The following is a 23,364-nucleotide window of genomic DNA, read 5'->3' on the forward strand; positions in this document are numbered from 1 at the left end:
CCACCAGGGACGACTACGGCCCGGCCTGCGGGCCGGCTGCAAGATGGATTTCGCTATCGTGATCGGCATTGCGCAAAGCGTAGCATGCAATGCGGCGCAATCTCTGGCAGCACGCAGGCAATGCACCGACGACTGTTCAGTCGTGCACTTTGCGATTGGCGTGGATCGACATCAGCACGCCGAAGCCCACCAGCAGCGATACCGCCGATGTGCCGCCGTAGCTGACCATCGGCATCGGCACGCCCACCACCGGCAGCAAGCCGGCCACCATGCCGCCGTTGACGAACACGTAGACGAAGAAGCTCATGCCGATCGCGCCGGCGAGCAGGCGCGAGTAGGTATCGCGTGCTTCCATGGCGATCCACAGGCAGCGTCCGATGATGAAGGCGTACAGCACCAGGATCGCGCACACGCCGATCAAGCCGAACTCTTCGGAGAACACCGCGAAGATGAAGTCGGTGGTGTGTTCGGGCAGGAAATCCAGGCGCGATTGTGTGCCCTGCTCGAAGCCCTTGCCGAAGATGCCGCCGGAACCCACGGCAATCTGCGACTGGATGATGTGCCAGCCGTTGCCGAGCGGATCCGATTCCGGATTGAGCATGGTGAGAATGCGCTCGCGCTGGTATTGGTGCATGAAATGCCATGCGACCGGCACCATGCCACCCGCTGCAGCAAGTAACAGACCGATGCGCCACCAGGCCATGCCCGACAGGAACAAGGCGAAGGCGCCGGCCGCCGTGACCAGCAAGGCGGTACCGAGATCCGGCTGCTTGGCGATCAGCCCCGCCGGAATGGCGATCAGTGCGCCCACCACGGCAATATCTTTCCAGCCCGGCGGCAATTGGCGCGGGTGCAGGTACCAGGCCACCATCATCGGCATGGTCAGCTTCATCAGCTCCGAAGGCTGGAAGCGCATGATGCCCAGATTGAGCCAGCGATCCGCACCGCGCCCTTCGCCGAGTACGGCCACTACGAGCAACAGCACGGTGCTGCCGACATACAGCCACGGTGTCCAGTTGCGCAGCGTTGCCGGCGGTATGCGCGACATCAGCAGAATGAGCGCGCCGCCCAGCACGAAGCGCGCAGCCTGTCCGCCCACCAGCGAAAGGTTGCTGTCGCCGGCGCTGTACAGCGTTACCAGGCCGACACCGCAGAGCAGCATCAATGCGAAGGCCAGCGGCAGGTCGATGCGCGGACGCGTCAGGTGACGCCGCAGGAAGCGATAAAAGCGCGTACGCCAGGTGTCGATCATTGCGAATCGTCTCCTGAGCTGGAACTGTCCGTGGCGGGCATGTCGTCCTGCGGCGTGTCTTCCGGCGTCACCGCGCTGCTCGATGCTGCGACAGGGGTATCGGGCGCATCGGCCGATTCCGGCAACGGATTGTCCGCCGGCACCGCTCCTCCCTGCGTGGCAAGCCATGCATCGAGGATCTTGCGCGCGATCGGGCCCGCATCCTTGGCGCCCCAGGCACCCGCTTCGAGCACCACGGCCACCGCGATGCGCGGATCGTCGGCCGGCGCAAACATCTCGAACCACGCACGGTGGCGCGCAGCCAGGTACGCCGTGTTGCGGTTTTCGTTGTAGGCATCGCTGGTGCGCGAGAAGCGCTCCGCCGTGCCGCTCTTGCCGGCAATGCGATACGGGAAGCCGTCGCCAAGCTTGATGCCGGCGCCGGTGGAGAACGGATCAGTGCCGTAGATCACCAGCTGCATTCCCTGATTCACCGCCAGCCAGTCTTTCAGGTTCTTGATCACCGAAGGCCCGGTGGGCGGATTGGGCAGCGGCACCGGCCGCTTGCCGACATCGGCGGTCTCCATCACCACGCGGGGCGCATACGGCACGCCCTTGCCGGCGAACGTTGCCAGTGCGTGCGCCAGCTGCATCGTGGTTACGTTCCAGTAGCCCTGGCCGATGCCGGCAATGACGGTTTCGCCCGGATACCAGGCCGGATGCTTGGGAGAGCGTTTGGCCTTCCATTCGCGCGAGGGCAGGATGCCCGACACCTCGCCCGGCAAGTCCACGCCGCTCGGCCGTCCGAAACCGTACGACGCCATGAACTCGCTGATCCGATCGATACCCAGATCCAGCGCAAGCTTGTAGAAGTAGGTATTGACCGAGTCTTCGATCGCACGGTAGAGATTGACCGTGCCCACGCCGCCCCGCTGGTCGTCGCGATAACCGCGCGATTGCCCGGGGATGTAGAACACGCCGGTGGAAAGCACCGTGTCCTGCGGCGTGCGCACGCCGTATTCCAGACCAGCCAGGCCCATGAACGGCTTGACTGTCGAACCGGGCGGATATGCCGCCTTCAACGCTCGATTGATCAGCGGCTTGTCCGGATCGGTCATCAGCGCCTTGTAGTCAGCCTGGCTGATGCCGTTGACGAACAGGTTCGGATCGAACTCCGGCACACTGACCAAGGCCAGCACCTGTCCGTTGCGCGGATCGATGGCTACCGCTGCACCCGGCCGGCCCTGGAAGGCATCCTGCGCCGCCTTTTGCACGCGCGCATCGATGCTCAGGTAAAGGTTCTTGCCCGGCACCGGAGGATCGGTTTTCAGCACGCGCTGGATGCGCCCGTCGGCGTTCACTTCATCCAGTTCATAGCCCGGCGTGCCGTGCAGCATGTCTTCGTATGAGCGCTCCAGGCCGATGCGCCCGATGTGCGTGGTGCCCTTGTAGCGGTCCTGGTCCAGATTGACCAGATCATCCGCGTCGATGCGGCTTACGTAGCCCACGACGTGCGCAAACAGCGGCCCGAGCGGATAGTAACGAGTGAGATACGGCACCACGTCCACGCCTGGGAAACGCCAGCGGTTGACTGCGAAACGCGCGATATCGTCCTCGGTAAGGCGCATCTTCAAGGGCACGCTGTCGAACCGGCGCGACTGCTTGAGCTGCTTGCGAAACGCGTCCAGATCGTCCTGATCCAGCGGCACGACCTTGCCCAGCTGGACCAACATCTGGTTCATGCCCTGCACCTGGTCCGGCCGCACTTCCAGTCGAAACGCAGGTACGTTGTCGGCCAGCAACACGCCGTTGCGGTCGTAGATCAAGCCGCGCGCCGGCGGAATGGCACGCGGCTTCACGCTGTTGTTGACCGAACGCAGCGCGAATTCGTCGTGGTGCAGAACCTGCAGGAACACATAGCGCCCGATCAGCGCTGCCAGCCCCAGCAGAATCAACGCAAAACCCGACAACGCGCGGCGGCGGAACAGTTCGCCTTCGCCACGTGTATCTTTGAAACGACGCAGTTTTTTCATGGGCGACGCTCTCCGCCGCCGGAAACGGGGAACAGGGAACGGGGAACGTGTGGGTACCCGTTGCCCGTGGACTCAGTCCGAAGCACACGTGCTGCAGCAAGAACGAAGCGACACGCCGCTGCTCGCGCAACCTGCAGATTCCCCGTTGCCCGTTCCCTGTTCCCCGCCTTCATTGCACCCTCAACCGCATCCGCAAGTCGTCGAGCAGCAGGAACAGGAACGGCCACAGCAACGCACTGACAAAGGGCGAGGCCCACCACAACGCCGGCGGGGTAGATTCGCCTGCAAAGGCCCGCACGATCAGCAGCAGGAAACGGTCGTTGAGCAGCAATGCCAGCACGGCGAGCGTCTGCTGCCACATCGGAAAGAAACGCAGGCGCGAGCGGAAGCGCAACGCAATGAAGGCCAATACGCACAGGCGCAGCGCCTGCTCGCCCAGCAAGACGCCGTTGAACATATCTGCGCATACGCCCAGCACGAAGGCCAGGCCCAGGGTTACACGCTGCTCGCCCGACTCCATCGTCCAATACAGCAGCACCAGGGCCGGCCAGTAGGGCTTGAACGGATCGAGTACGCGCGGCAGCGGAATCAGCATCAGCACCAACGATGCCACCAGGGTGCCGACAAACCACCAGAAGGAGAATCGCTGACGGCTCACGTTTGCGGCACTCCAGCCGGCGTGGATGCGGAATGCGCCGGTGCCGGCTTGACCAGGATGGCCGGCCGCGGCAACGCCGCCGTACTTGCCGGCGCAGGAACTGGCGCCTCGTCGGACGGAGGCCCCGCGGGCGATGGCGGCGGCGGCGGACCGGCCGGCTCGGCCAGGTCGTGCAGCACCAGCACTTCGTCGCTGCGATCCAGGTCGGCACTGGGATTGGCGTGCGCCTCCAGGAACATGCCGCTGGCTGCCGGCGCCACGGCGCTGATTTCGCCGACCGGAAAACCTTCGGGGAAGCGCCCGCCAAGACCAGAAGTGAGCAGTTTGTCGCCAGCCCGGACGTCGGCGGCCATCGGAATGGTCGGCAACGTGAGCTGCTCGCCATTGCGAGAACCGTAGGCAATGGTGCGCAAGCCGGTGCGCTCGACCATCACCGGCAAGGCGTGATCCGGATCGGTCACCAGCATCACCGAGGCGGAATTGGGCAGGACATCGATGATCTGACCCATCACGCCGTGCGCGTCGATCACCGGCTGGCCGGTCTTGATGCCGTCGCGCGCGCCGAGATTGATCATCATGCGATGGCGGAACGCCCCCATGTCCACGCCGATCACCCGCGCGAGCTGCACGTGGAGCTCAAGACTGTGCTGGGTATCCAGCAGTTCCTTCAGGCGTTGGTTCTGCTGCGCCACGGCCGCCATGCGGTTGAGCTTGGCATTGGCCAGCAGCAGATCTTCGCGCAGGCGCTGATTCTGCTCGGTAAGCATGCGGCGATCGGCGAAAGCCACGCCGAGTTCATGCGCGCCGTCAGCCGGCAGGCTCACCAGGCGGTAAACCGGTTCCACCACGATCGCCGTGGCGTAGCGCATGCGCCACAACCAGCCGTTGCGGTGATCGAGCACCATCAACACCATCGCCATGGCGAGATAAAAGATCAGCCGCAGCGTGCCGGCAGCGGTACCGGCGAACAGCGGCGAGGATTCCTCGCGCGTCAGCGGCATCGGGAGCGTCCATCCATGCCCGCATTCAACACCATCTCCCCGGCAGGGAGAAGGTTGCGATGAGGGAACAATCTCGCGAGAGACTTCACGGCGGGTGCCTTTTTAGATGCGCTTCGAATCGGCATGGACGCAAGCCTTGGCCCCTCACCCTACCCTCTCCCCGGCGGAGAGAGGGGCTATGAGTCCTCGCTGGCGAGGACGGTTTATTCGGGTGCGAAGAAATCGCTGCCGTGCTGGTCGATCAGTTCCAGCGCCTTGCCGCCGCCGCGCGCCACGCAGGTCAGCGGATCGTCTGCCACCTGCACGTGCAGGCCGGTTTCTTCGGAAAGCAGGCGATCCAGGTCGCGCAGCAGGGCACCGCCGCCGGTGAGCACGATGCCGCGCTCGGCCACGTCGGAGCACAGCTCGGGCGGGGTCTGCTCCAGCGCCGCCTTTACAGCGGCCACGATGCCGGCGAGCGGTTCGTGCAGGGCTTCGAGAATTTCGTTGGAGTTGACCGTGAACATGCGCGGCACGCCCTCAGCCAGATTGCGGCCGGAGATCTCGATCTCACGAACCTGGCTCTGCGGGAAGGCACAGCCGATTTCCAGCTTGATGCGCTCGGCAGTCGACTCGCCGATCAGGGTGCCGTGGTTGCGGCGCACGTAGTTGATAATGGCCTCGTCGAAGCGGTCGCCGCCCACGCGCACCGACTGCGAGTAGACGATGCCGTTGAGCGAGATCACCGCCACTTCGGAGGTGCCGCCGCCGATATCCAGCACCATCGAGCCACGCGCCTCGTGCACCGGGATGCCGGCGCCGATCGCGGCTGCCATCGGCTCCTCGATCAGGAACACGTCGCGGGCACCGGCACCTTCGGCCGATTCCTTGATCGCACGGCGCTCCACCTGGGTGGAGCCGCAGGGCACGCAGACCAGTACGCGGGGGCTCGGGCGCAGCAGTCGCGAGCGATGCACCTGGCGGATGAAGTGCTGCAGCATGGCCTCGGTCATGGTGAAGTCGGCGATCACGCCGTCCTTCATCGGGCGCACCGTGGCGATATTGCCAGGGGTACGGCCGAGCATGCGCTTGGCGTCGCCGCCCACGGCAGCCACGGTGCGGGGGCCGCCCGGGCCGCGATCCTGGCGAATGGCCACGACGGAAGGCTCGTTCAGGACAATGCCCTGACCCCTCACATAAATAAGCGTATTGGCCGTGCCAAGGTCGATGGATACATCGTTCGAAAACATCCCGCGAAACTTCTTGAACATGGGTCCGCCGCGTGTCGACTCTGGCTAAAAAGTAAGCGCGCCAGTCTAGTCAGCAAACCCCTTGTCCGCAAGGATATTCTCGTTAAGAAAGGCTTGTTTTCGCTGAAGAACGAGGATCGAAGAAGGGGAAAAGGGGCCGGTCAGGCGAATGCCAGATTTACGCCTCCTCCCTGCCTTTCGGGGCCAACAGAGCGCGCCGCACCACCCGGAACGACGGCCCGCCGGTTTCCCGTTTCACGCGCTTCAAGCTACGATGATGTGTTTGCCGCCTTCAGGCTGAAGGCCATACCAGTTAACCATCGGGGATCGCCACACCCATGTCTGCCGTCATCTGCGGATCGTTTGCCTACGACACCATCATGGTGTTCCAGGACCAGTTCAAGAACCACATCATTCCGGACCAGGTGCACATCCTGAACGTGTCGTTCCTGGTGCCGCGGATGCGCCGCGAATTCGGCGGCTGCGCCGGCAACATCGCCTACAACCTCAAGCTGCTCGGCGGCGATCCGCTGCCAGTGGCCGCGGTGGGCCAGGACTTCGCGCCTTATCGCGAACACCTGGAAAAATGCGGCATCCGCATGGACGGCATCCGCGTGTTCGAGGACCAGTTCACGCCGCAGTGCTTCATCACCACGGACCTGGACAACAACCAGATCACCGCCTTCCATCCGGGCGCGATGTCCAGCGCCCACGAAAACCACGTGCGCAGTATCCCGCACATCAGCTTCGGCATAGTCGCCCCCGACGGGCGCGAGGCGATGCTGCAACACGTCGATGAATTCGCGGCGCGCGGCACACCCTTCATCTTCGATCCGGGCCAGGCCATGCCGCTGTTCAACGGCGAAGAATTCCGGGCGATGATCGAAAAATCCACCTACGTGATCGTCAACGACTACGAGTCGCAGTTGCTGCAGCAGCGCACCGGATGGAGCGCCGCGGACATCGCTTCGCGCGTGAAGGCCTATATCGTGACCCTCGGCCCGCGCGGCTCGCTGATCCACGCCGAAGGCACCACGCACGAGATTCCGCCGGCGCGCGAGCGCCAAGTGGTCGATCCCACCGGTTGCGGCGACGCTTACCGCGCCGGCCTGATCTTCGGCATCATGAAAGGCCTGGACTGGCCCACGACCGGCCGCATGGCGTCGTTGATGGGCGCACTGAAGGTCGAGCACCCCGGCACGCAGAACCAGCACTTCAACTACGAAGAATTCGCGGCCGAGTTCAAGACTCAGTTCGGCTACGCGCTGGCCTGAGCTGCGCACAAGGGAGAGCAGCATGTCCACCCTCGCCGGCATCGTGGTCACGATCATCGCATTGATGCACGTGTGGTTCCTCGCCCTGGAAATGCTGCTGTGGGACAAGCCCGCCGGCCTGCGCGCCTTCGGCATCACGCCCGAATACGCCGCGCAGACCAAGGTTCTGGCCGGCAACCAGGGGCTCTATAACGGGTTCCTGGCCGCCGGCCTGTTCTGGGGACTGCTGCTCGGCGGCAGCGAGGGCACGCATCTGAAGCTGTTTTTCCTTGGCTGCGTGCTGCTGGCCGGCCTGTACGGCGGCTTCACGGCCACGCGCAAAGTGTTTTGGGTGCAGGCCCTGCCGGCCGCCATCGGCATGGCGCTGGTAGTGCTGAGCTGACCCGTATTGCGGAACGGCCCGTGTCATGAACGATCGAGATCGCGAAGCTGTCGGACCGGCGTTTGATCCGTCGCACATGCTGCATGCGCGCTCCCGGAGCTGGGCGGCCCTGCACGGCATCCGCGAGCGCATGCGCCCCGGCATCAGCGAAGACGAAGCCAGGGCCGAGGCCGCCGACGTATTCGCCGCACTGGGCATGGAGCGCCTGTGGCATCCGGTGCTCATCCGTATCGGCCCCAATACCACCAAAACCTACCGGGAGCGCTCGATTCCCGGCGTGCGCCTGGGCGAAAACGACATTTACTTCATCGACCTGGGGCTGGTTTTCGATGGCCACGAGGGCGACGTAGGCGAAACCTTCACCATCGGCCATGCCCCGGAACAGGCCGCCTGCGCCCAGGCGGCGCGCGATCTCTACCGGGACGTGGCCGCAAAATGGCGAAATGAAGGTTTGAGCGGCCACAACCTGTATAATTATGCGGATGAGCGCGCCGAAGCGATGGGCTGGCGTTTCAACCACGCCACCAAAGGCCATCGCGTCAGCGATTTTCCGCACTCGGTACACAAGGGCGGCGATCTGGGTGATTTCGAGCACGAGCCTGGTGAAGGCCTGTGGATCCTGGAAATCCAGATTGCTCACCCGACCCGGCCGTTCGGCGCTTTCTACGAGGACCTGTTGACCGACGCAGCCTCCTGAGGAAGCCCAAGGCACTCGGAAACGCCGGATACACAATGAAAACGTACGCTGCGGGCAGTGCTGAAGTGTCCGCCCCGCTTTGCCCAACGACTTTTACTTACGGAACCTAAGACTGTGGCCCGCCAAAAACCCCTTAACCTGTATCGCAACATCGGCATCATTGCCCACATCGACGCCGGCAAGACCACCACGACCGAGCGCATCCTGTACTACACGGGCAAGAAGCATCAGATCGTTGACGTGCACGACACCAAGGACGGCAAGGGCTCCACGACCACCGACTACCTGGAACAGGAAAAAAAGCGCGGCATCACCATTCAGTCCGCCGCTGTGTCGACCGAGTGGAAGGGTCACCAGATCAACGTGATCGACACCCCAGGGCACGTGGACTTCACCATTGAAGTGAACCGCTCCCTGCGCGTGCTCGACGGCGCCGTGGTGGTGTTCGACGGCGTGGCCGGCGTGGAACCGCAGACCGAAACCAACTGGCGCCTGGCCGACCAGTACAACGTGCCGCGCATGTGCTACATCAACAAGATGGATCGCATCGGCGCGAACTTCAAACACGCCGTGGAAGGCATCAAGAACCGCCTGGGCGCCAAGATCGTGCTCTGCCAGGTGCCGCTGGGCAGCCACGACGACTTCATCGGCATGGCCGACCTGATCGCCGGCGTCGGCTACATCTGGGAAACCAGCGACAAGGACAGCAAGTGGGACACGCTCCCGCTCGACCAGATCGCCGATCACCCGCGAGTGAAAGCCTTTACCACCTCCGCCGACACCGAATGGGTGTCCAAGCTCGCCGAGCTGCGCGCGGAAAGCATCGAAACCGCGGTGGAAATGGACGATGACGCCATGCACGCCTACCTGGAAGGCCACGAGCCGTCCCTGGAAACGCTGAAGAAGTGCATCCGCCAGGGTTGCGTGAAGGGCGAACTGGTGCCGGTGTTCTGCGGCTCGTCGTACCGCAACAAGGGCGTGCAGCAGATGCTCGACGGCGTGATCGACTACATGCCGTACCCGGGTGAGAACGGCGGCATCTCGATGGTGGACGAAGACGGCAACATCATTGGCGAACAGAACGTCACCGACGACGCACCGGTTCGCGCACTGGCCTTCAAGGTCATCAACGACCCGTTCGGTACGCTGACCTTCACGCGCATCTACTCGGGCGTGATCAAGAAAGGCGACACCCTGCAGAACGTGACGCGCGGCAAGAAAGAGCGCATCGGCCGCATCGTGGAAGTCCAGGCCAACGCCACCAAGGAAATCGATGAAGTGCGCGCAGGCGACATCTGCGCCTTCGTTTCGCTGAAGGAAACCGAGACCGGCGATTCGCTTACCGATCCGAACCACCAGGTTCTGCTGGAGCGCATGCGCTTCCCCGACCCGGTGATCAGCGTGTCGGTGGAGCCGAAGACCCGTGGCGACGTCGACAAGATGTCCACCGCGCTCTACAAGATGGTCAAGGCCGATCCGTCGCTGCGCATGGAAGTGGACCAGGAAACCGGACAGACCGTGCTCAAGGGCATGGGCGAACTGCACTTGGAAATCACCATCGACCGTATGCGCACCGAACTGGGCGTGGACGCGAACATGGGCAAGCCCAAGGTCAGCTTCCGTGAAGCGTTTGGTGGCACCGTCGAACACACCTACACCCACAAGAAGCAGACCGGCGGTACGGGTCAGTTCGCCGAAGTGAAGATCATCTTCGAGCCGGGCGAACCGGGCAGCGGCGTGGTGTTCTCCGACGAAGTCGTCGGCGGTCGCGTGCCGCGCGAGTACATCCCGGCGGTGGAACAGGCCATCACCAAGGAATCGCGCCAGGGTCAGGTTGCCGGCTATCAGGTGCTGGATTTCAAGGCGCGCCTGATCGACGGCAAGTTCCACGACGTCGACTCCTCGGCTCTCGCCTTCGAAATCGCCACCCGCGCCTGCTTCCGTGAAGCTCAGCGCATGTCCAAGCCGAAGCTGCTCGAGCCGGTGATGAAGCTGGAAGTAGTTACCGAAGCCGATTACCTCGGCGACGTGATCGGCGACATGAACCGTCGTCGCGGCCAGATCACCGAGCAGGGCCAGAAAGGCCCGAACGCGTTCGTGCAGGGCTTCGTGCCGTTGGCGGAAATGTTCGGCTACATCAACTTCCTGCGCTCGGCCACCAGCGGTCGCGGCAACTTCACGATGATCTTCGATCATTACGAAGAAGTGCCGGCGAACATGGTCGCTGCGTTGATGGAGAAGGAAGCGAAGTAAGTTTTTACTTCATGCTTCAAACCGCAAAGCCCGGGTCATCCCGGGCTTTATTTTTTGCGCCAGCACCTCACCCCAGGCGACACTTTGGGACGGGCGAGCACGCGCCGCAAACCAGGCAAGCCAATCCACGCTAAAATGCCCGGTTCGCGCCCAGCTTGACACCAGCCATGTCCGCCCACCTCCAAGAAACCCACCGCCGCCGCACCTTCGCCATCGTCAGCCACCCTGACGCGGGCAAAACCACGCTGACGGAAAAACTGCTGCTGTTCGGCGGCGCGATCCAGATGGCCGGCTCGGTAAAGGGCCGCAAGGCGGCGCGTCACGCCACCTCGGACTGGATGGCGCTGGAAAAGGAGCGCGGCATTTCGGTGACCTCCTCGGTGATGCAGTTCCCCTACGAGGGCAAGATCGTCAACCTGCTCGACACCCCCGGCCACGCAGACTTCTCCGAAGATACCTATCGCGTGCTCACCGCCGTGGACTCGGCGCTGATGGTGATCGACTGCGCCAAGGGCGTCGAAGAGCGCACCATCAAGCTGATGGAAGTGTGCCGCCTGCGCGACACGCCGATCATGACCTTCATCAACAAGCTCGATCGCGAAGGCCGCTCGCCTATCGAACTGCTCGACGAAGTGGAATCGGTGCTGGGCATCGCATGCGCACCGCTCACCTGGCCGATCGGCATGGGCAAGCGCCTGAAGGGCGTTTATCACTTGCTGCTGGACGAAGTGCACGTATTCGAGCAGGGCAAGAATTTCACGCGGCAGGATTCCACCATCTTCAAGGGCCTGGATGCCCCCGGGCTGGAAGAAGCCATCGGCACCGAAGCGCTGAACGAATTGCGCGAAGAGCTGGAGCTGGTGCAAGGCGCCTCGCATCCGTTCGAACTGGACAAGTATCTCGCCGGCAAGCTCACCCCGGTGTTCTTCGGCTCGGCGGTAAACAATTTCGGCGTGCAGCTGTTGCTGGACTTCTTCGTCGAACACGCGCCCTCGCCGCGTTCGCGCAACACGCTGGGCCGCGAAGTGAAACCCGAGGAAGAAAAGCTCACCGGCTTCGTGTTCAAGATCCAGGCAAACATGGACCCGGCCCACCGCGACCGCGTGGCCTTCATGCGCGTGTGCTCGGGTACCTACACCGCCGGCATGAAGATGATGCAGACGCGCACCAACAAGGAAGTGCGTATCGCCAATGCGCTCACCTTCATGGCCAGCGATCGCGAAATCGTGGAAAGCGCCTACCCCGGCGACGTGATCGGTCTGCACAATCACGGTACCATCAGCATCGGCGACACCTTTACCGAAGGCGAGGCGATCAGCTTCACCGGCATTCCTAACTTTGCACCGGAACTGTTTCGCCGCGCGCGACTGCGTGATCCGCTGAAGATGAAGGCGCTGCAGAAGGGCCTGGCGCAGCTTTCCGAAGAAGGCGCCACGCAGTTCTTCCGCCCATTGATGAGCAACGACCTGATTCTCGGCGCCGTCGGTGTGCTGCAGTTCGACGTGGTCGCCTATCGCCTGAAGGACGAATACGGCGTGGATGCCACGTTCGAACCGGTCGGCGTGGTTACCGCGCGCTGGATCCACTGCGACGACGAAAAGAAGCTGGAAGAGTTCCGCGAGAAGAACATCATGAACCTCGGCATCGACGCCGCGGGCGAACTGGTCTATCTGGCTCCTTCCCGCGTCAACCTGCAGCTGGCGCAGGAGCGCGCACCGTCCGTGCGCTTCTCGGCGACCCGCGAGCACGCCGCTTCCGTCGCCGTTTGACATCGTCGCGCGCCCTCGTTGTGGCGCGCGCAAAACCCGGAACCACATTGCCAATCGGCGATGCTCTAAGCTGCGTACCATCCTGAAGGGGAGGTATTTACGTGGTCCAGAGCGTAGCGTTCAGCACTCCTGCTTCCGCCCCAGCATGGCAACGCTGGCTGGTGTTTTCTCCCTTGGCGCGTATCGTCATTTATGCGGCGATGATGTTCGGCATCGGTTATGCCGCGCGTGCCGGCCTGGAACCCACCGGCTGGCTGGCCAAGACATCCAGTCCAGTACAACGGGCAGTTGCGCACCTGATTCTGGAACTGGTGCCGATGGTGCTCTCCTATCTGATCCTGGTGCTGCTGATCGAGCGACGCCCCGTACGGGAACTGTCCCCGCGCGCCATCGTGACCCGTGGCATCCCTGGATTCATCGGAGGCGTTGTGCTGTTCAGTGTTGTCGTGGGCCTGCTGTGGATGTTCGGCAGTTACCACGTAATGGGCACCAACCCGGGCGTCGATTGGCTGCCCGATGTACTGGTTGCCGGCGTTGCCGCGGGTATCGGCGAAGAAGTGCTGACACGCGGCGTGTTGTTCCGTGTGACGGAGGAAGGCCTCGGAACCTGGTGGGCGCTGGTGATTTCCGCTGCCTTCTTCGGCATCGCGCACATTTTCAATCCGGCCGCCACGTGGTGGAGTTCGGCCGCTATCGCCATTGAGGCGGGCATCCTGCTTGCCCTGCTTTATCTGGTCACACGCTCACTGTGGGCCTGCATTGGCCTGCATGCCGCATGGAATATTACGCAGGGTACGATCTACGGCATTCCGGTGTCGGGTGGCCAGGCCCATGGCTGGCTCATCTCCAACCGCACGGGTCCGGAATGGCTCAGCGGCGGCGCCTTCGGTGCCGAAGCATCGGTGGTTGCGCTCGCGACCTGCTCATTGGTGTCGGTGGCGCTATTGGTTGTCGCATGCCGGCGCCAGCTCATCGTGCCGCCGAGCTGGCGCAGAAAAAAGGCATGACCGGCTCAATGTTTCGGGCGCGGAGATAGCCACAAGGCGATCCGTGCTCGAAATACTTCCTTGCCGGCAGGATCGCTGACGCGAACCACGACAGGCCATTCGTAGCCTTCGGCCGATTCCACTGCGGCAACTTCGGGTGCGGCCACGGCGTGCATCGTGCCCCGTGCCTTTGCCAGGTATTGGACCGTCATGCCCTGAGGAATCCAGCGCATGCTGGCCGGCAAGGTCGCCTCCGCCATGACGCCGGCGCTCAATTCAGCCAGATTGCACAGGGCAATCGCATGCACCGTGCCGATGTGGTTGTGCACGCGACGACGGTCCGCCATGCGCACTTCGCACCGCCCCGGCTCCAACATTACGAAGCGCGGCGAAATTGTCGAAAAGTAAGGCGCCCGAAAACACACGGCGCGCGAGAACAGCCAATGGCCGGCCGGCCAACGCGTGATGCGCCGGTACAACGACAACAACGGCATGCTCATCCCCCACTCTCTCCCGTCGCGGCGACCGAGGTCGCCGCCCATCTTTTGGCATGAACGAGCCGAGCGTTACGCCGCGTCGGCCAGTTTCTTGGAATCCTTGCGAGTGACTGCCGAGCGCAATTCGGCCGGATCGAAGTCGTCCACCGAAATGAACTCGAACACACCCTCGCGCACGCGCTTGAGCAAAGCGGCCTCGCTGGGATCGATCACCCCTGCCTTGACGGCTTCGTCCAACTGGGCCAGGTAATCGTGCGAGCTGAACTGTCCGGCCTTCAGCGCCTTGCCGAACTTGCGCTCGACCGGTTCCGCGGCAATGACGTCAGGCAGCAATTCGTTCATGCGACCCACGGTGTTGTTCGGCGTCGGCGTGAGATACGCCCACTCCAGCAGGCGATCGCGCGCTTCGCCCGGCGCCGTAATGATGGCGGCGACGCGACGGCCCAGGCGATCCGACGGCGGCACTTCGCGGCGACCAAACGGAAACACCAGCACGTGCAGCAGCCAGGCCACCGGACGCACCGGGAAGTTGCGGATCGCGCCATCCAATGCCATCTGCGTGCGCCACATGCACTCGTGGAACGCCCACGCCAGCAGCGGACGATCCGCTTCCGGACGGCCGGTATCTTCGTAGCGCTTGAGCATGGCGCTGGCGATATACAGATAGCTCAGCACATCGCCAAGGCGCGCGGAAAGCTTCTCCTTGAATTTCAGCTTGCCGCCCAGCACGCCCATGAACGTGTCCGCACAAAGCGCCAGCGCCGCGGAATAGCGATTGAGCTTGCGGTAGTAGCGCCGCGTGTAGGCGTCGCCGGCCGCATCGCCGATGTGCGCGGCGGTGACGCCCAGCGCAAAGCTGCGCACGGCATTGGAAATGCCAAAGCCGATGTGCCCGAACAGCGCGCGATCGAAGGTGCGCAGGCTCTCGCTGTAGTCGGCAATGGACAGCGCCTGCATTTCCTTCAGTACATAAGGATGGCAGCGGATCGCACCCTGTCCGAAGATCATCAGGCTGCGCGTCATGATGTTCGCGCCTTCCACGGTGATGGCGATCGGCACGCCCTGCCAGGCGCGGCCCGCGTAGTTCTTCGGGCCGAGCTGCACGGCCTTGCCGCCGTGCACGTCCATCGCGTCACCGGCAATCGCACGGCCCCATTCGGTGGCGTGGTATTTCGCGATGGCCGAAGGCACGGCCGGCTTCTCGCCGCGATCCACGGCCGCGGCCGTCGCGCGCGACAATGCCGCGGTGGCATAGGTAAGTCCGCCGATGCGTGCCAGCGCCTCCTCGACGCCTTCGAAACGCGCCACGGCCAAACCGAATTGCTTGCGCATGCGCGCATAGGCACCGGTCGATGCGACCGCCATGCGCACGCCGCCGGTAGCGTTGGAGGGCAGCGAGATTGCGCGCCCCACCGACAGGCACTCCACCAACATGCGCCAGCCATGGCCGGCCATGTGCGGGCCGCCGATCAAGGTCGACATCGGCGCAAAGATGTCTTTGCCGCGCACCGGACCATTCTGGAACGGAATATTGAGCGGAAAGTGGCGGCGGCCGATTTCCAGGCCTGGGGTATTGCGCGGCAACAGCGCCAGCGTGATACCCAGGTCTTCCTTGTCGCCGAGCAGGTGCTCGGGATCGTACAGACGGAAAGCAAGACCCACTACCGTGGCAATGGGTGCCAGCGTGATGTAGCGCTTGTCGAAGTTGAGCTTCATGCCGACGGTCTCGACGCCATCGACCACTTGCTTGCACACGATGCCGTAATCGGGAATCGAGGTGGCGTCGGAACCCGCGTACGGACCGGTAAGCGCGAAGCACGGAATTTCCTCGCCGACCGCCAGGCGCGGCAGATAGAAATTCTTCTGTTCGTCGCTGCCGTAGTGCAGCAGCAGCTCAGCCGGGCCGAGCGAGTTGGGCACGGCCACGGTGGAGGCGACGGTGGCCGACATGGTCGCCAGCTTCTGCAATACCGCCGAGTGCGCCAGCGCAGAGAAACCCAGGCCGCCGTACTGCTTGGGAATGATCATGCCGAAGAATTTGTTCTTCTTGACGAAGTCCCACACCTCCGGCGGCAGGTCGGCCAGCTCGTGCGTAATCTGCCAATCGTCGAGCATGCCGCACAGCTGTTCTACCGGGCCGTCGAGAAAAGTCTTTTCTTCGACGCTGAGCTCCGGCTTGGGCTGCTTGAGCAATTCGTGCCAGTCGGGCTTGCCGGAGAACAGTTCGCCTTCGAAGCCGACCGTGCCCGCTTCCAGCGCCGTCTGCTCGGTGTCGGACAGCTTGGGGGTCACCTTGGCGAACATCTTCAACAGCGGCGCGCTGATGTTCTTGCGGCGAAAATCGATCATCAGCAGCGGTACTGCGATGAGCAGCTCGATCGCCAGCAGCAACACCATCGTCACCGGTGCGGGAGTGAGCAAGCCGACCACCAGCGTGGCCGCGATCGTGACGATGGCCCAGGTGCGAAAACTGCTGCGGTGATAAGCGCAGGCACCGGTCGCCAATAGCGCTGCCAACACGGTCAATAGTACGGACATCTCAACACCTCGTTGCAGGTTGCTAGATCGCGCCGACCGGCGCGTCGCTGAACTGAAGGCCTCCAATGAAGCCTGCTATCTGGGCCGTGAATGCGTCGTTCGCATCCCCGGCCAGCATGTGGCTGGCGCCTGGAACCTGCACGTGCCGTGCATGCGGTACCAAGGCCATGAATTCATCCACGGTGCGATGCGAAACCACGTCGCTGCGCTCGCCGGAAAGTAGCAATACCGGCACATCGACCTGGCCCGCGGCAGCCAGCAAGCGCGGTTGATAGCGCTCGCTTTCGCTGATCAGGTCGCCCGCCAGCAAAGCCGGATCCCAATGCCAGCGAAGCCGGCCGTCCGCACCTTCGCGCAGCAGCGGGCGCAATTGCTGCTCGCTCTTGCGTTCGCGCCGCTGCGGCAAATAGGCCGCAATCTGCTCGGCAGCCTCGGCATAGCTGGCAAATCCATCCGGATGCGCCTGCATGAAGGCCAGGATGCGCTCGACACCGGCGGTCTCCCAGCGCGGAGTGATATCCACCAGCACCATGGCGCGGAACGGTGCGGGCCGGGTCTCGCCGGCAATCACCAGGCCGAGCAGGCCGCCCATGGAAGCGCCGACCAGGATCGGCGGTTCCGGCTGGGCGCGCGCCAGCTCCAGCAGATCGTCGACGAATTGCTGCATGTGATAGTCGCCGCCAGGGACGCGATCGCTTTCGCCATGCCCGCGGCTATCGAAGCTGACGCAGCGATAACCCTGTGCCGCCATGGTTGCCGCGGCCGTATTCCAGGCACCGCGGGTCTGGCCGAAGCCATGCGCGAACAGCAGCGTGGGCTGTCCGGATGCGCGCCACACATCCACCGCCAGCGAGACGCCATCGGCCGCACAGTAGGTGGTTCGAGTGGATGCGAATGAGTCCATACGCACGAGTATGGATTGCATCCAAGGCGCCGTCAACTGACGCCAGTATCGGCGATCTACTGCAACAGCAAGGCATGAAGCCGCCCACAGTTCCATGCCTGTCTGGGCTACCATACGTGAATGAATGTCCGCCAAAAACCCGAACGCACGCGCCTTTCCGCAGAAGACTGGGAAGATGCCGCCCTCAATCTGATCGCCGAGCAAGGCGTCGGCGCCCTGGCCGTTGAGGCCCTGGCGCGCCAGTTGGGTGTCACCAAAGGCAGTTTTTACTGGCATTTCCGTACGCGCGAAGCCTTGCTGCAGGCGGCGCTGGAGCGTTGGGAGCAATACGGCGAACGCGAAATCATCAGTCAGATCGAGGCCATTGCCGATCCGCGCGAGCGTCTGCCCGAACTTTTCCGCCGCGTCGCTCACGAACTGCATCCTCATCGCGTCTATGCCGCCCTGCTGAAGGCATTGGACCATCCGCTGGTCGTTCCGGTGATGGCTCGCGTCTCAAAGAGGCGTACGGAGTTTCTCCACACGGCATATATCGAAGCCGGGCTGGATTCGAACGAGGCCCTCAACCGGGCACGCCTTACCTACGCCGCCTATGTCGGCTTCCTGCAGCTGAATTTCACACTCGGGCTGCCACGATTGAGTCACGAAGAGTTCGACACCTATGTCGAACACATGATCGCGACCCTGATCCCGGCCTAAAAGCGGGGACCCAAAAATAAAGAATCGGAAATCGCCGGGCACGGCTTGCCCGGCGACGGATGACTGTTGCCGATTCTCGACCCACCCCTCCGATCCCCGTCCGTTGCTGCATGCAACCTTGCAATGCCAGTTTCCGTAACTTACCGTCATTCCTCTTTTTTGTGGGTAGACCAAGGCGAGGGAAACATGACGAGCAAGCTGGATTCGCTCGATCAATGGGTTAATGACGTGGCGGCTATGACCCGCCCCGCGAAGATCCATTGGTGCGATGGCTCCGATACCGAGTATCGGGCGCTAGTACAACAGATGCTGCAAAGCGGTGATCTGATCGAACTCAACCAGCAGACCCATCCGGGCTGCTATCTGCATCGCTCCAGTCCGTCGGACGTGGCGCGTGTGGAGCACCTGACTTTCGTCTGCACCAAGGACGAAGCCGATGCCGGTCCGAACAATCACTGGATGGCGCCTGCCGAGGCGCACGCGAAAATGGATGCGCTGTTCGATGGCTGCATGGAAGGTCGCACCATGTACGTCATCCCCTACTGCATGGGGCCGATCGATTCGCCGCTTTCGCGATGCGGCGTCGAGATCACCGACAGCCCATACGTCGTCGCGAACATGCGCACGATGACGCGCATGGGCGCACCGGCACTTGCCCGCATCGAACGCGAAGGCCGCTTCGTAAAGGGCCTGCATTCCACCGGCGAGCTGGACCCGGAACGCCGCTTCATCATCCACTTCCCGGAAGAGCTGTCGATCAAGTCCTACGGTTCCGGCTACGGCGGCAACGCCCTGCTCGGCAAGAAGTGCCATGCCTTGCGCATCGCCAGCCACCAGGCGCGCAGTGAAGGCTGGCTGGCCGAGCACATGCTGATCGTGGGCATCGAAAACCCGCAGGGAGAAACGCACTACGTCGCGGCGGCCTTCCCTTCAGCATGCGGCAAAACCAACCTTGCAATGCTGATTCCGCCGGAGGGCTATCGCAAGGAAGGCTGGCGCGTGTGGACGGTCGGCGACGACATCTGCTGGATGCGCCCCGGCGCAGACGGGCGTCTTTACGCCATCAATCCGGAGGCCGGCTTCTTCGGTGTCGCACCGGGCACGAGCACGCTCAGCAACCCCAATGCTTTGCAGACCATTTCGCGCGACACCATCTTCACCAACGTCGCCGTCACCGCCGACAACCAGCCATGGTGGGAAGGCCTGCCGGGCACTCCGGTTACCGATTGGCAGGGGCGTCCGTACGATCCGGCCAACGGCCCCGCCGCCCATCCGAACTCGCGCTTTACCGTCAGCGCCAAACAGTGCCCCACCTGGTCACCGAAAGCCGAAGATGCGCAAGGTGTGCCGATCAGCGCCATCATGTTCGGCGGCCGCCGCCCTTCGCTGCTGCCATTGGTGATGGAAGCGCGCGACTGGACCCATGGCGTGTTGATGGGTGCCGCCATGGGCTCGGAAACCACCGCGGCAGCCACCGGTGCCGTAGGCGTGCTGCGTCGCGATTCCATGGCGATGAAACCGTTCTGCGGTTACCACTATGGCGACTATTTCGCGCACTGGCTGTCCTTGGACAAACCCGGCGCGAAGCTGCCGAAGGTTTTCCACGTCAACTGGTTCCGCAAAGGGAAAGACGGCAAGTTCCTGTGGCCGGGTTTCGGTGAAAACCTGCGCGTGCTGGAGTGGATGATCGCTCGCGTCGAAGGCAAGGCCGGCGGCGTGGAAACACCGATCGGCACCCTGCCCGCACACGGCGAGCTCAAGCTGGAAGGCCTGGAACTGCCGCGCGAGACCCTCGCCGAACTGCTCACCGTCGACCATGCCGGCTGGCAGACCGAACTGCATGCCATCGGCGAGTACCTCGACAGTTTCGGCACTCGCCTGCCCGCCAACCTGCGGCAGGAGCAGCAACGCGTCGCCCAGGCACTCGAAACGCCGCGCAAGGCGGCTGCCCACGCCTGATCAGGCCCTTGTGCCGCCGCGAGCCCCGCTCGCGGCGGCATAAACCTTTCGTCCCGCTGGCGCATCCAAACTGGCAAGATGAATGCTGCTTGCATCGCCAACGGAAGCGCCATGCCACCTGCCCTAGCTGCAGGAAAAAACGACGATGTGGATGACGTGCGTGCGGCCGCTGCAGGCGACCGCAAGGCTTTCCAACGCCTGTATCGCCAGCACGCAGGCCGCATCCACGGCGCCATGCTGCGGCTGGCCGGGTACGACCATGCACGCGCCGAAGATCTCACGCAGGAAGCTTTCGTGCGCGCCTGGCAGAAGCTGGACAGCTTCCGCGAGCAGAGCGCATTCGGCACCTGGCTTTATCGGCTGGCGGTAAACGTGGCACTGATGGACATACGGGCGCGGGGCGCCGATCCAGTCGGCTATGTCGACGAAGACAACGTTCCCGAACGCGGCGAAACCCCGTTCTGCGCGGCCGAGCGCGAAGAACTGGAGCGAGCTATCGGCAAGCTGCCGCCGCGGGCTCGCGCAGTGCTGGTATTGCACGACGTGGAAGGCTGGCGCCACGAAGAAATCGCCAGCGAACTGGAGATGGCGGTAGGGTCGTCCAAGGCGCAGCTGCATCGTGCACGCGGCTTGTTGCGCAAAGCGTTGGGAGAAGTGTGATGAACGAATTCGAATGGTTGCGCCAGATGCGCGGACTGAATCAGTCCGCTCCCCCACCCGACGATCTTTGGGCGCGCATCGATGCTGCGCTCGATGCCGCGGAGCCGAGCGGAAACGACGACGTCGTCACGCCGATCAAACCGCCGCGCCGTCATCTCGCCTGGGTCGTGGCAGCCAGTCTTGCCGCCACCTTCGCACTGGCCTGCGGCATTACGTGGCGCGAACAGCCGATCCAGTCCGCCTCCAATCCATCGATCGCCGCCTTGTCCCCCGGCAACACTGCACCGTGGAAACCCAGCGACCCGCGCCTGGCCGGCGCCGCGGTGGAATTGGACGCCGCGCGCATGGAATTGCAACAAGCCATCCAGCAAGCTCCCGATTCACCCGCGCTGCAGCGCCTGCTGCAGCGGACCGACGCCCAGCAGAGCATGCTGCGCGAACTTGAGAAACACGCCGGCTGAAGCACCCAGGAAACAATAACTATGAAAACCATCCGCTATCTGCCGCTCGTGTGCTGCCTGTGCTGGGGAGCACCGGCACTCGCCGACACGTCCATTGACCTGAGCCATCCAGCGGCGCCCACGGTGCACGTGGAAATCACCAATATCAAAGGCGAGGTCACCGTCACTGCGTGGGATCGCAACGAAGTGCACGTGGGTGGCGAGCTCGGCAGCGGCACGCAGCCGCTGAACATCGACGGCAGCGAGAACAACCTGTCGATCAAGGTGCAGGCGCAAGGTCACGGCGGTTGGCTCAACTGGAATGGCGACAATTCCATGTCCGACTCCACACTGGACGTCAACGTGCCGCGCGGCGCGTCCGTCAAGGTGAATGTGGTCAGCGCGCCACTGAGCGTCGACGGTATCGACGGCGGCGACATTGCAGTGAATTCGGTGAGCGGGCGAATCCGCATCCATGCGCAGACGCCGGACCTCTCCGTGATAACGGTAAGCGGCAACATCGCCTTTTCCGGCCACGCGGAGCGCGCCAAACTGCAAACGGTAAGCGGCGATATTCTCGCGCCCTCATTGGGTCATGCCGTGGACCTGCAGACCGTTTCCGGTCACATCCAGGCCAATGGCGGGCCCTGGCAACAATTGAACCTCAGCACGGTCTCCGGCGACGTGCAGCTCAGTGGCGGACTCGCCACCGGCGGCAGCATGAGTGTCGACAGCATGAGTGGCGACGTGCAGTTGCAGTTACCTGCATCCCTCAGCAGCAGCATTCACGCCAGCACTTTCAGCGGCGATCTGCGCAGCGACTTCGGCACTCCGACGCAGCCCGAACACGGGCCGGGCAGCCGGCTGGATTACGTAGCCGGCCACGGCGACGGCAAAATCAACCTCGAGACCTTCAGCGGCGACATGCGCATACGCAAGCAGGATTGATAGGCGCGAACGACTAGCGATGCGACTGACGAAAAGAAAACGCCCCCGACCAGCGGGGGCGTTTTTTGTGCTTCAAACCTGGGTCACAGATCCTGGTGATATTGCACGTACGGCGTGCGTCCCTGATCCGGCTCGGGCGGCCCGACCGGCGTATTCGTCGAATTGCCGGAAGACCAGAGATTCTGCGCACCAAAACTCAGCGACCCCTGCCACGGCAGGCGCCACGTCACACCGAGGTCGATGCTGTTCCAGCGACGATCCGCGGTATAGCTGTTGGGCACCCCGGGTTCGGGCTGCATGGTGCGACCGATGATGCTGCCGCTGATCGGGCCGTGATCGATGCCGAAACTCAATGCCTTTTGGTCCAGCGTGGTCAGCCCCATCAGATTGCCGGGCAACAGATGGATGCGCCCCATGCTCGCACCGAGCAATACGCCGCTGTTGTTATCGAAGGCAAAACGACCGCGCGCATTGACCTGCGTACTGCTGTCGAAATCGGGCAACCCATTGACGCCCGTGACGGCGCCGGGCACCACGCGCGGCAGTGGCGTCGTGTTGGGCACCTGATCCTGGGCAACGCTTACGCCCAGGCTGTAGCGTCCTGCGCTATAGGTAGCGCCCACTTCGCTGCCGACGATGCGCGGCTGGGTTATCCACGAACGCTGAGTCACGCCCGCCTGCGCCGTGACATTCGGCGCAATCCCGTACTGCAGGCTGCTGGAGTTCACCGTGCCGCCCGAAAGCGGATTGACGGCCAACGTGGAGTCGTTCTGCGCACCGCCGGTGGAGCCGTTGGACGACTGCACCAATAGCGAGCCCTGCGCCGGCTGAGTGGTTTTCAACGTCGTCTGCTGCTGCAACCAGGCTGCATTGCTGGCCTGGTCACCGCCCATGGTCTGCCCTGCCGCAATCAGCGGCACGCAGCACAACGGCAATGTCAGCAACAGTCGGCGCATGAACATTCGTATTGACGTGACAGACCTCTTCCACCCCTCGAAAAGGGATGGACTCCCGAGGTCAGTGTATCTCATTTTACTTTTTAATAACACCCCGACGGGATCGCATTTTTGCACGACACTCGCCAAAACATCCACCTGAACAAGCACTTGCTGGCACGACCCATGCATAACGAAAAGATACGGCCCATGGGGCCCCGGACTGCTGCGAGCCATGGCGACATGACAAGATCCTCACGAGATATAGTCA

20 protein-coding genes are annotated in these 23,364 nt (G+C 63.3%); 11 read left to right on the plus strand and 9 right to left on the minus strand.

Annotation, left to right across the window (positions count from 1 at the left end; translation table 11 throughout):
- Positions 1 to 136: 136 nt before the first annotated feature.
- The 5 genes from rodA to ISS99_RS22460 all read right to left on the minus strand — a co-directional run bounded on the left by rodA (position 137) and on the right by ISS99_RS22460 (position 6,173).
- The gene (rodA, locus tag ISS99_RS22440; protein WP_204633815.1) at positions 137 to 1,252 is read right to left on the minus strand and encodes a rod shape-determining protein RodA; all 1,116 of its coding nucleotides are present in this window, start codon (positions 1,250 to 1,252) and stop codon (positions 137 to 139) included.
- Positions 1,249 to 3,264 (minus strand): penicillin-binding protein 2, encoded by a 2,016-nt coding sequence (gene mrdA / locus ISS99_RS22445; RefSeq protein ID WP_204633816.1) that lies wholly within the window; start codon positions 3,262 to 3,264, stop codon positions 1,249 to 1,251. Before mrdA ends, rodA begins: the two co-directional genes overlap by 4 nt.
- A 169-nt stretch (positions 3,265 to 3,433) precedes the next feature.
- Positions 3,434 to 3,922 carry a rod shape-determining protein MreD gene (gene mreD / locus ISS99_RS22450; protein WP_204633817.1) on the minus strand — a complete coding sequence of 163 codons (489 nt, stop codon included), beginning with the start codon at positions 3,920 to 3,922 and terminating at the stop codon, positions 3,434 to 3,436.
- Entirely contained in the window at positions 3,919 to 4,923 is a 1,005-nt protein-coding gene (gene mreC, locus ISS99_RS22455) for a rod shape-determining protein MreC (RefSeq protein ID WP_204633818.1), read from the minus strand. The genes mreD and mreC overlap by 4 nt, the downstream gene beginning before the upstream one ends.
- A gap of 203 nt (positions 4,924 to 5,126) precedes the next feature.
- The gene (locus tag ISS99_RS22460) at positions 5,127 to 6,173 is read right to left on the minus strand and encodes a rod shape-determining protein (RefSeq protein WP_204633819.1); all 1,047 of its coding nucleotides are present in this window, start codon (positions 6,171 to 6,173) and stop codon (positions 5,127 to 5,129) included.
- Between the two features lie 317 nt (positions 6,174 to 6,490).
- Between ISS99_RS22460 and ISS99_RS22465 the strand changes: the two genes are divergently transcribed.
- The 6 genes from ISS99_RS22465 (at position 6,491) to ISS99_RS22490 (ending at position 13,534) form a co-directional block, all read left to right on the plus strand.
- Positions 6,491 to 7,426 carry a carbohydrate kinase family protein gene (locus ISS99_RS22465; RefSeq protein ID WP_204633820.1) on the plus strand — a complete coding sequence of 312 codons (936 nt, stop codon included), beginning with the start codon at positions 6,491 to 6,493 and terminating at the stop codon, positions 7,424 to 7,426.
- A gap of 22 nt (positions 7,427 to 7,448) precedes the next feature.
- Positions 7,449 to 7,808 carry a DUF1304 domain-containing protein gene (locus ISS99_RS22470; protein ID WP_204633821.1) on the plus strand — a complete coding sequence of 120 codons (360 nt, stop codon included), beginning with the start codon at positions 7,449 to 7,451 and terminating at the stop codon, positions 7,806 to 7,808.
- A 25-nt stretch (positions 7,809 to 7,833) separates the two neighbouring features.
- The gene (locus tag ISS99_RS22475) at positions 7,834 to 8,505 is read left to right on the plus strand and encodes a M24 family metallopeptidase (protein ID WP_239538300.1); all 672 of its coding nucleotides are present in this window, start codon (positions 7,834 to 7,836) and stop codon (positions 8,503 to 8,505) included.
- Between the two features lie 114 nt (positions 8,506 to 8,619).
- A complete protein-coding gene (gene fusA, locus ISS99_RS22480) occupies positions 8,620 to 10,758 on the plus strand; it encodes an elongation factor G (protein ID WP_204633822.1) in 2,139 nt (712 codons plus the stop codon).
- A 167-nt stretch (positions 10,759 to 10,925) separates the two neighbouring features.
- On the plus strand, positions 10,926 to 12,527 hold the full coding sequence (locus ISS99_RS22485; RefSeq protein ID WP_204633823.1) for a peptide chain release factor 3: 1,602 nt from the start codon (positions 10,926 to 10,928) through the stop codon (positions 12,525 to 12,527).
- 101 nt (positions 12,528 to 12,628) lie between these two features.
- Positions 12,629 to 13,534 carry a CPBP family intramembrane glutamic endopeptidase gene (locus ISS99_RS22490; RefSeq protein ID WP_284343643.1) on the plus strand — a complete coding sequence of 302 codons (906 nt, stop codon included), beginning with the start codon at positions 12,629 to 12,631 and terminating at the stop codon, positions 13,532 to 13,534.
- A 5-nt stretch (positions 13,535 to 13,539) separates the two neighbouring features.
- Here the strand turns inward: ISS99_RS22490 and ISS99_RS22495 are convergent, their stop codons facing one another.
- The 3 genes from ISS99_RS22495 to ISS99_RS22505 form a co-directional block, all read right to left on the minus strand.
- On the minus strand, positions 13,540 to 14,013 hold the full coding sequence (locus ISS99_RS22495; RefSeq protein ID WP_204633824.1) for a hotdog fold domain-containing protein: 474 nt from the start codon (positions 14,011 to 14,013) through the stop codon (positions 13,540 to 13,542).
- Positions 14,014 to 14,079: 66 nt separating this feature from the next.
- Positions 14,080 to 16,548 (minus strand): acyl-CoA dehydrogenase, encoded by a 2,469-nt coding sequence (locus ISS99_RS22500; protein ID WP_204633825.1) that lies wholly within the window; start codon positions 16,546 to 16,548, stop codon positions 14,080 to 14,082.
- A 22-nt stretch (positions 16,549 to 16,570) separates the two neighbouring features.
- Positions 16,571 to 17,473 carry an alpha/beta fold hydrolase gene (locus ISS99_RS22505; protein ID WP_239538302.1) on the minus strand — a complete coding sequence of 301 codons (903 nt, stop codon included), beginning with the start codon at positions 17,471 to 17,473 and terminating at the stop codon, positions 16,571 to 16,573.
- A gap of 99 nt (positions 17,474 to 17,572) precedes the next feature.
- On the opposite strand from ISS99_RS22505, the gene ISS99_RS22510 reads away from it, so the two are divergent.
- The 5 genes from ISS99_RS22510 (at position 17,573) to ISS99_RS22530 (ending at position 22,158) form a co-directional block, all read left to right on the plus strand.
- The gene (locus ISS99_RS22510) at positions 17,573 to 18,151 is read left to right on the plus strand and encodes a TetR/AcrR family transcriptional regulator (RefSeq protein WP_204633826.1); all 579 of its coding nucleotides are present in this window, start codon (positions 17,573 to 17,575) and stop codon (positions 18,149 to 18,151) included.
- A gap of 186 nt (positions 18,152 to 18,337) precedes the next feature.
- Positions 18,338 to 20,110, plus strand: coding sequence for a phosphoenolpyruvate carboxykinase (GTP) (locus ISS99_RS22515; protein WP_204633827.1), 1,773 nt, complete (start codon positions 18,338 to 18,340; stop codon positions 20,108 to 20,110).
- Between the two features lie 111 nt (positions 20,111 to 20,221).
- Positions 20,222 to 20,770: an RNA polymerase sigma factor gene (locus ISS99_RS22520; protein ID WP_204633828.1), complete on the plus strand. Its 549-nt coding sequence runs from the start codon at positions 20,222 to 20,224 to the stop codon at positions 20,768 to 20,770.
- A complete protein-coding gene (locus tag ISS99_RS22525) occupies positions 20,770 to 21,231 on the plus strand; it encodes a hypothetical protein (protein WP_204633829.1) in 462 nt (153 codons plus the stop codon). Before ISS99_RS22520 ends, ISS99_RS22525 begins: the two co-directional genes overlap by 1 nt.
- A 21-nt stretch (positions 21,232 to 21,252) precedes the next feature.
- A complete protein-coding gene (locus ISS99_RS22530; RefSeq protein ID WP_204633830.1) occupies positions 21,253 to 22,158 on the plus strand; it encodes a DUF4097 family beta strand repeat-containing protein in 906 nt (301 codons plus the stop codon).
- Between the two features lie 83 nt (positions 22,159 to 22,241).
- On the opposite strand, the gene ISS99_RS22535 is transcribed toward ISS99_RS22530, so the two are convergent.
- A complete protein-coding gene (locus ISS99_RS22535; protein ID WP_204633831.1) occupies positions 22,242 to 23,114 on the minus strand; it encodes a hypothetical protein in 873 nt (290 codons plus the stop codon).
- Positions 23,115 to 23,364: the final 250 nt, after the last annotated feature.

It is taken from the genome of Dyella mobilis, assembly GCF_016904945.1.
In the GTDB taxonomy this organism is placed as follows: domain Bacteria; phylum Pseudomonadota; class Gammaproteobacteria; order Xanthomonadales; family Rhodanobacteraceae; genus Dyella_B; species Dyella_B mobilis.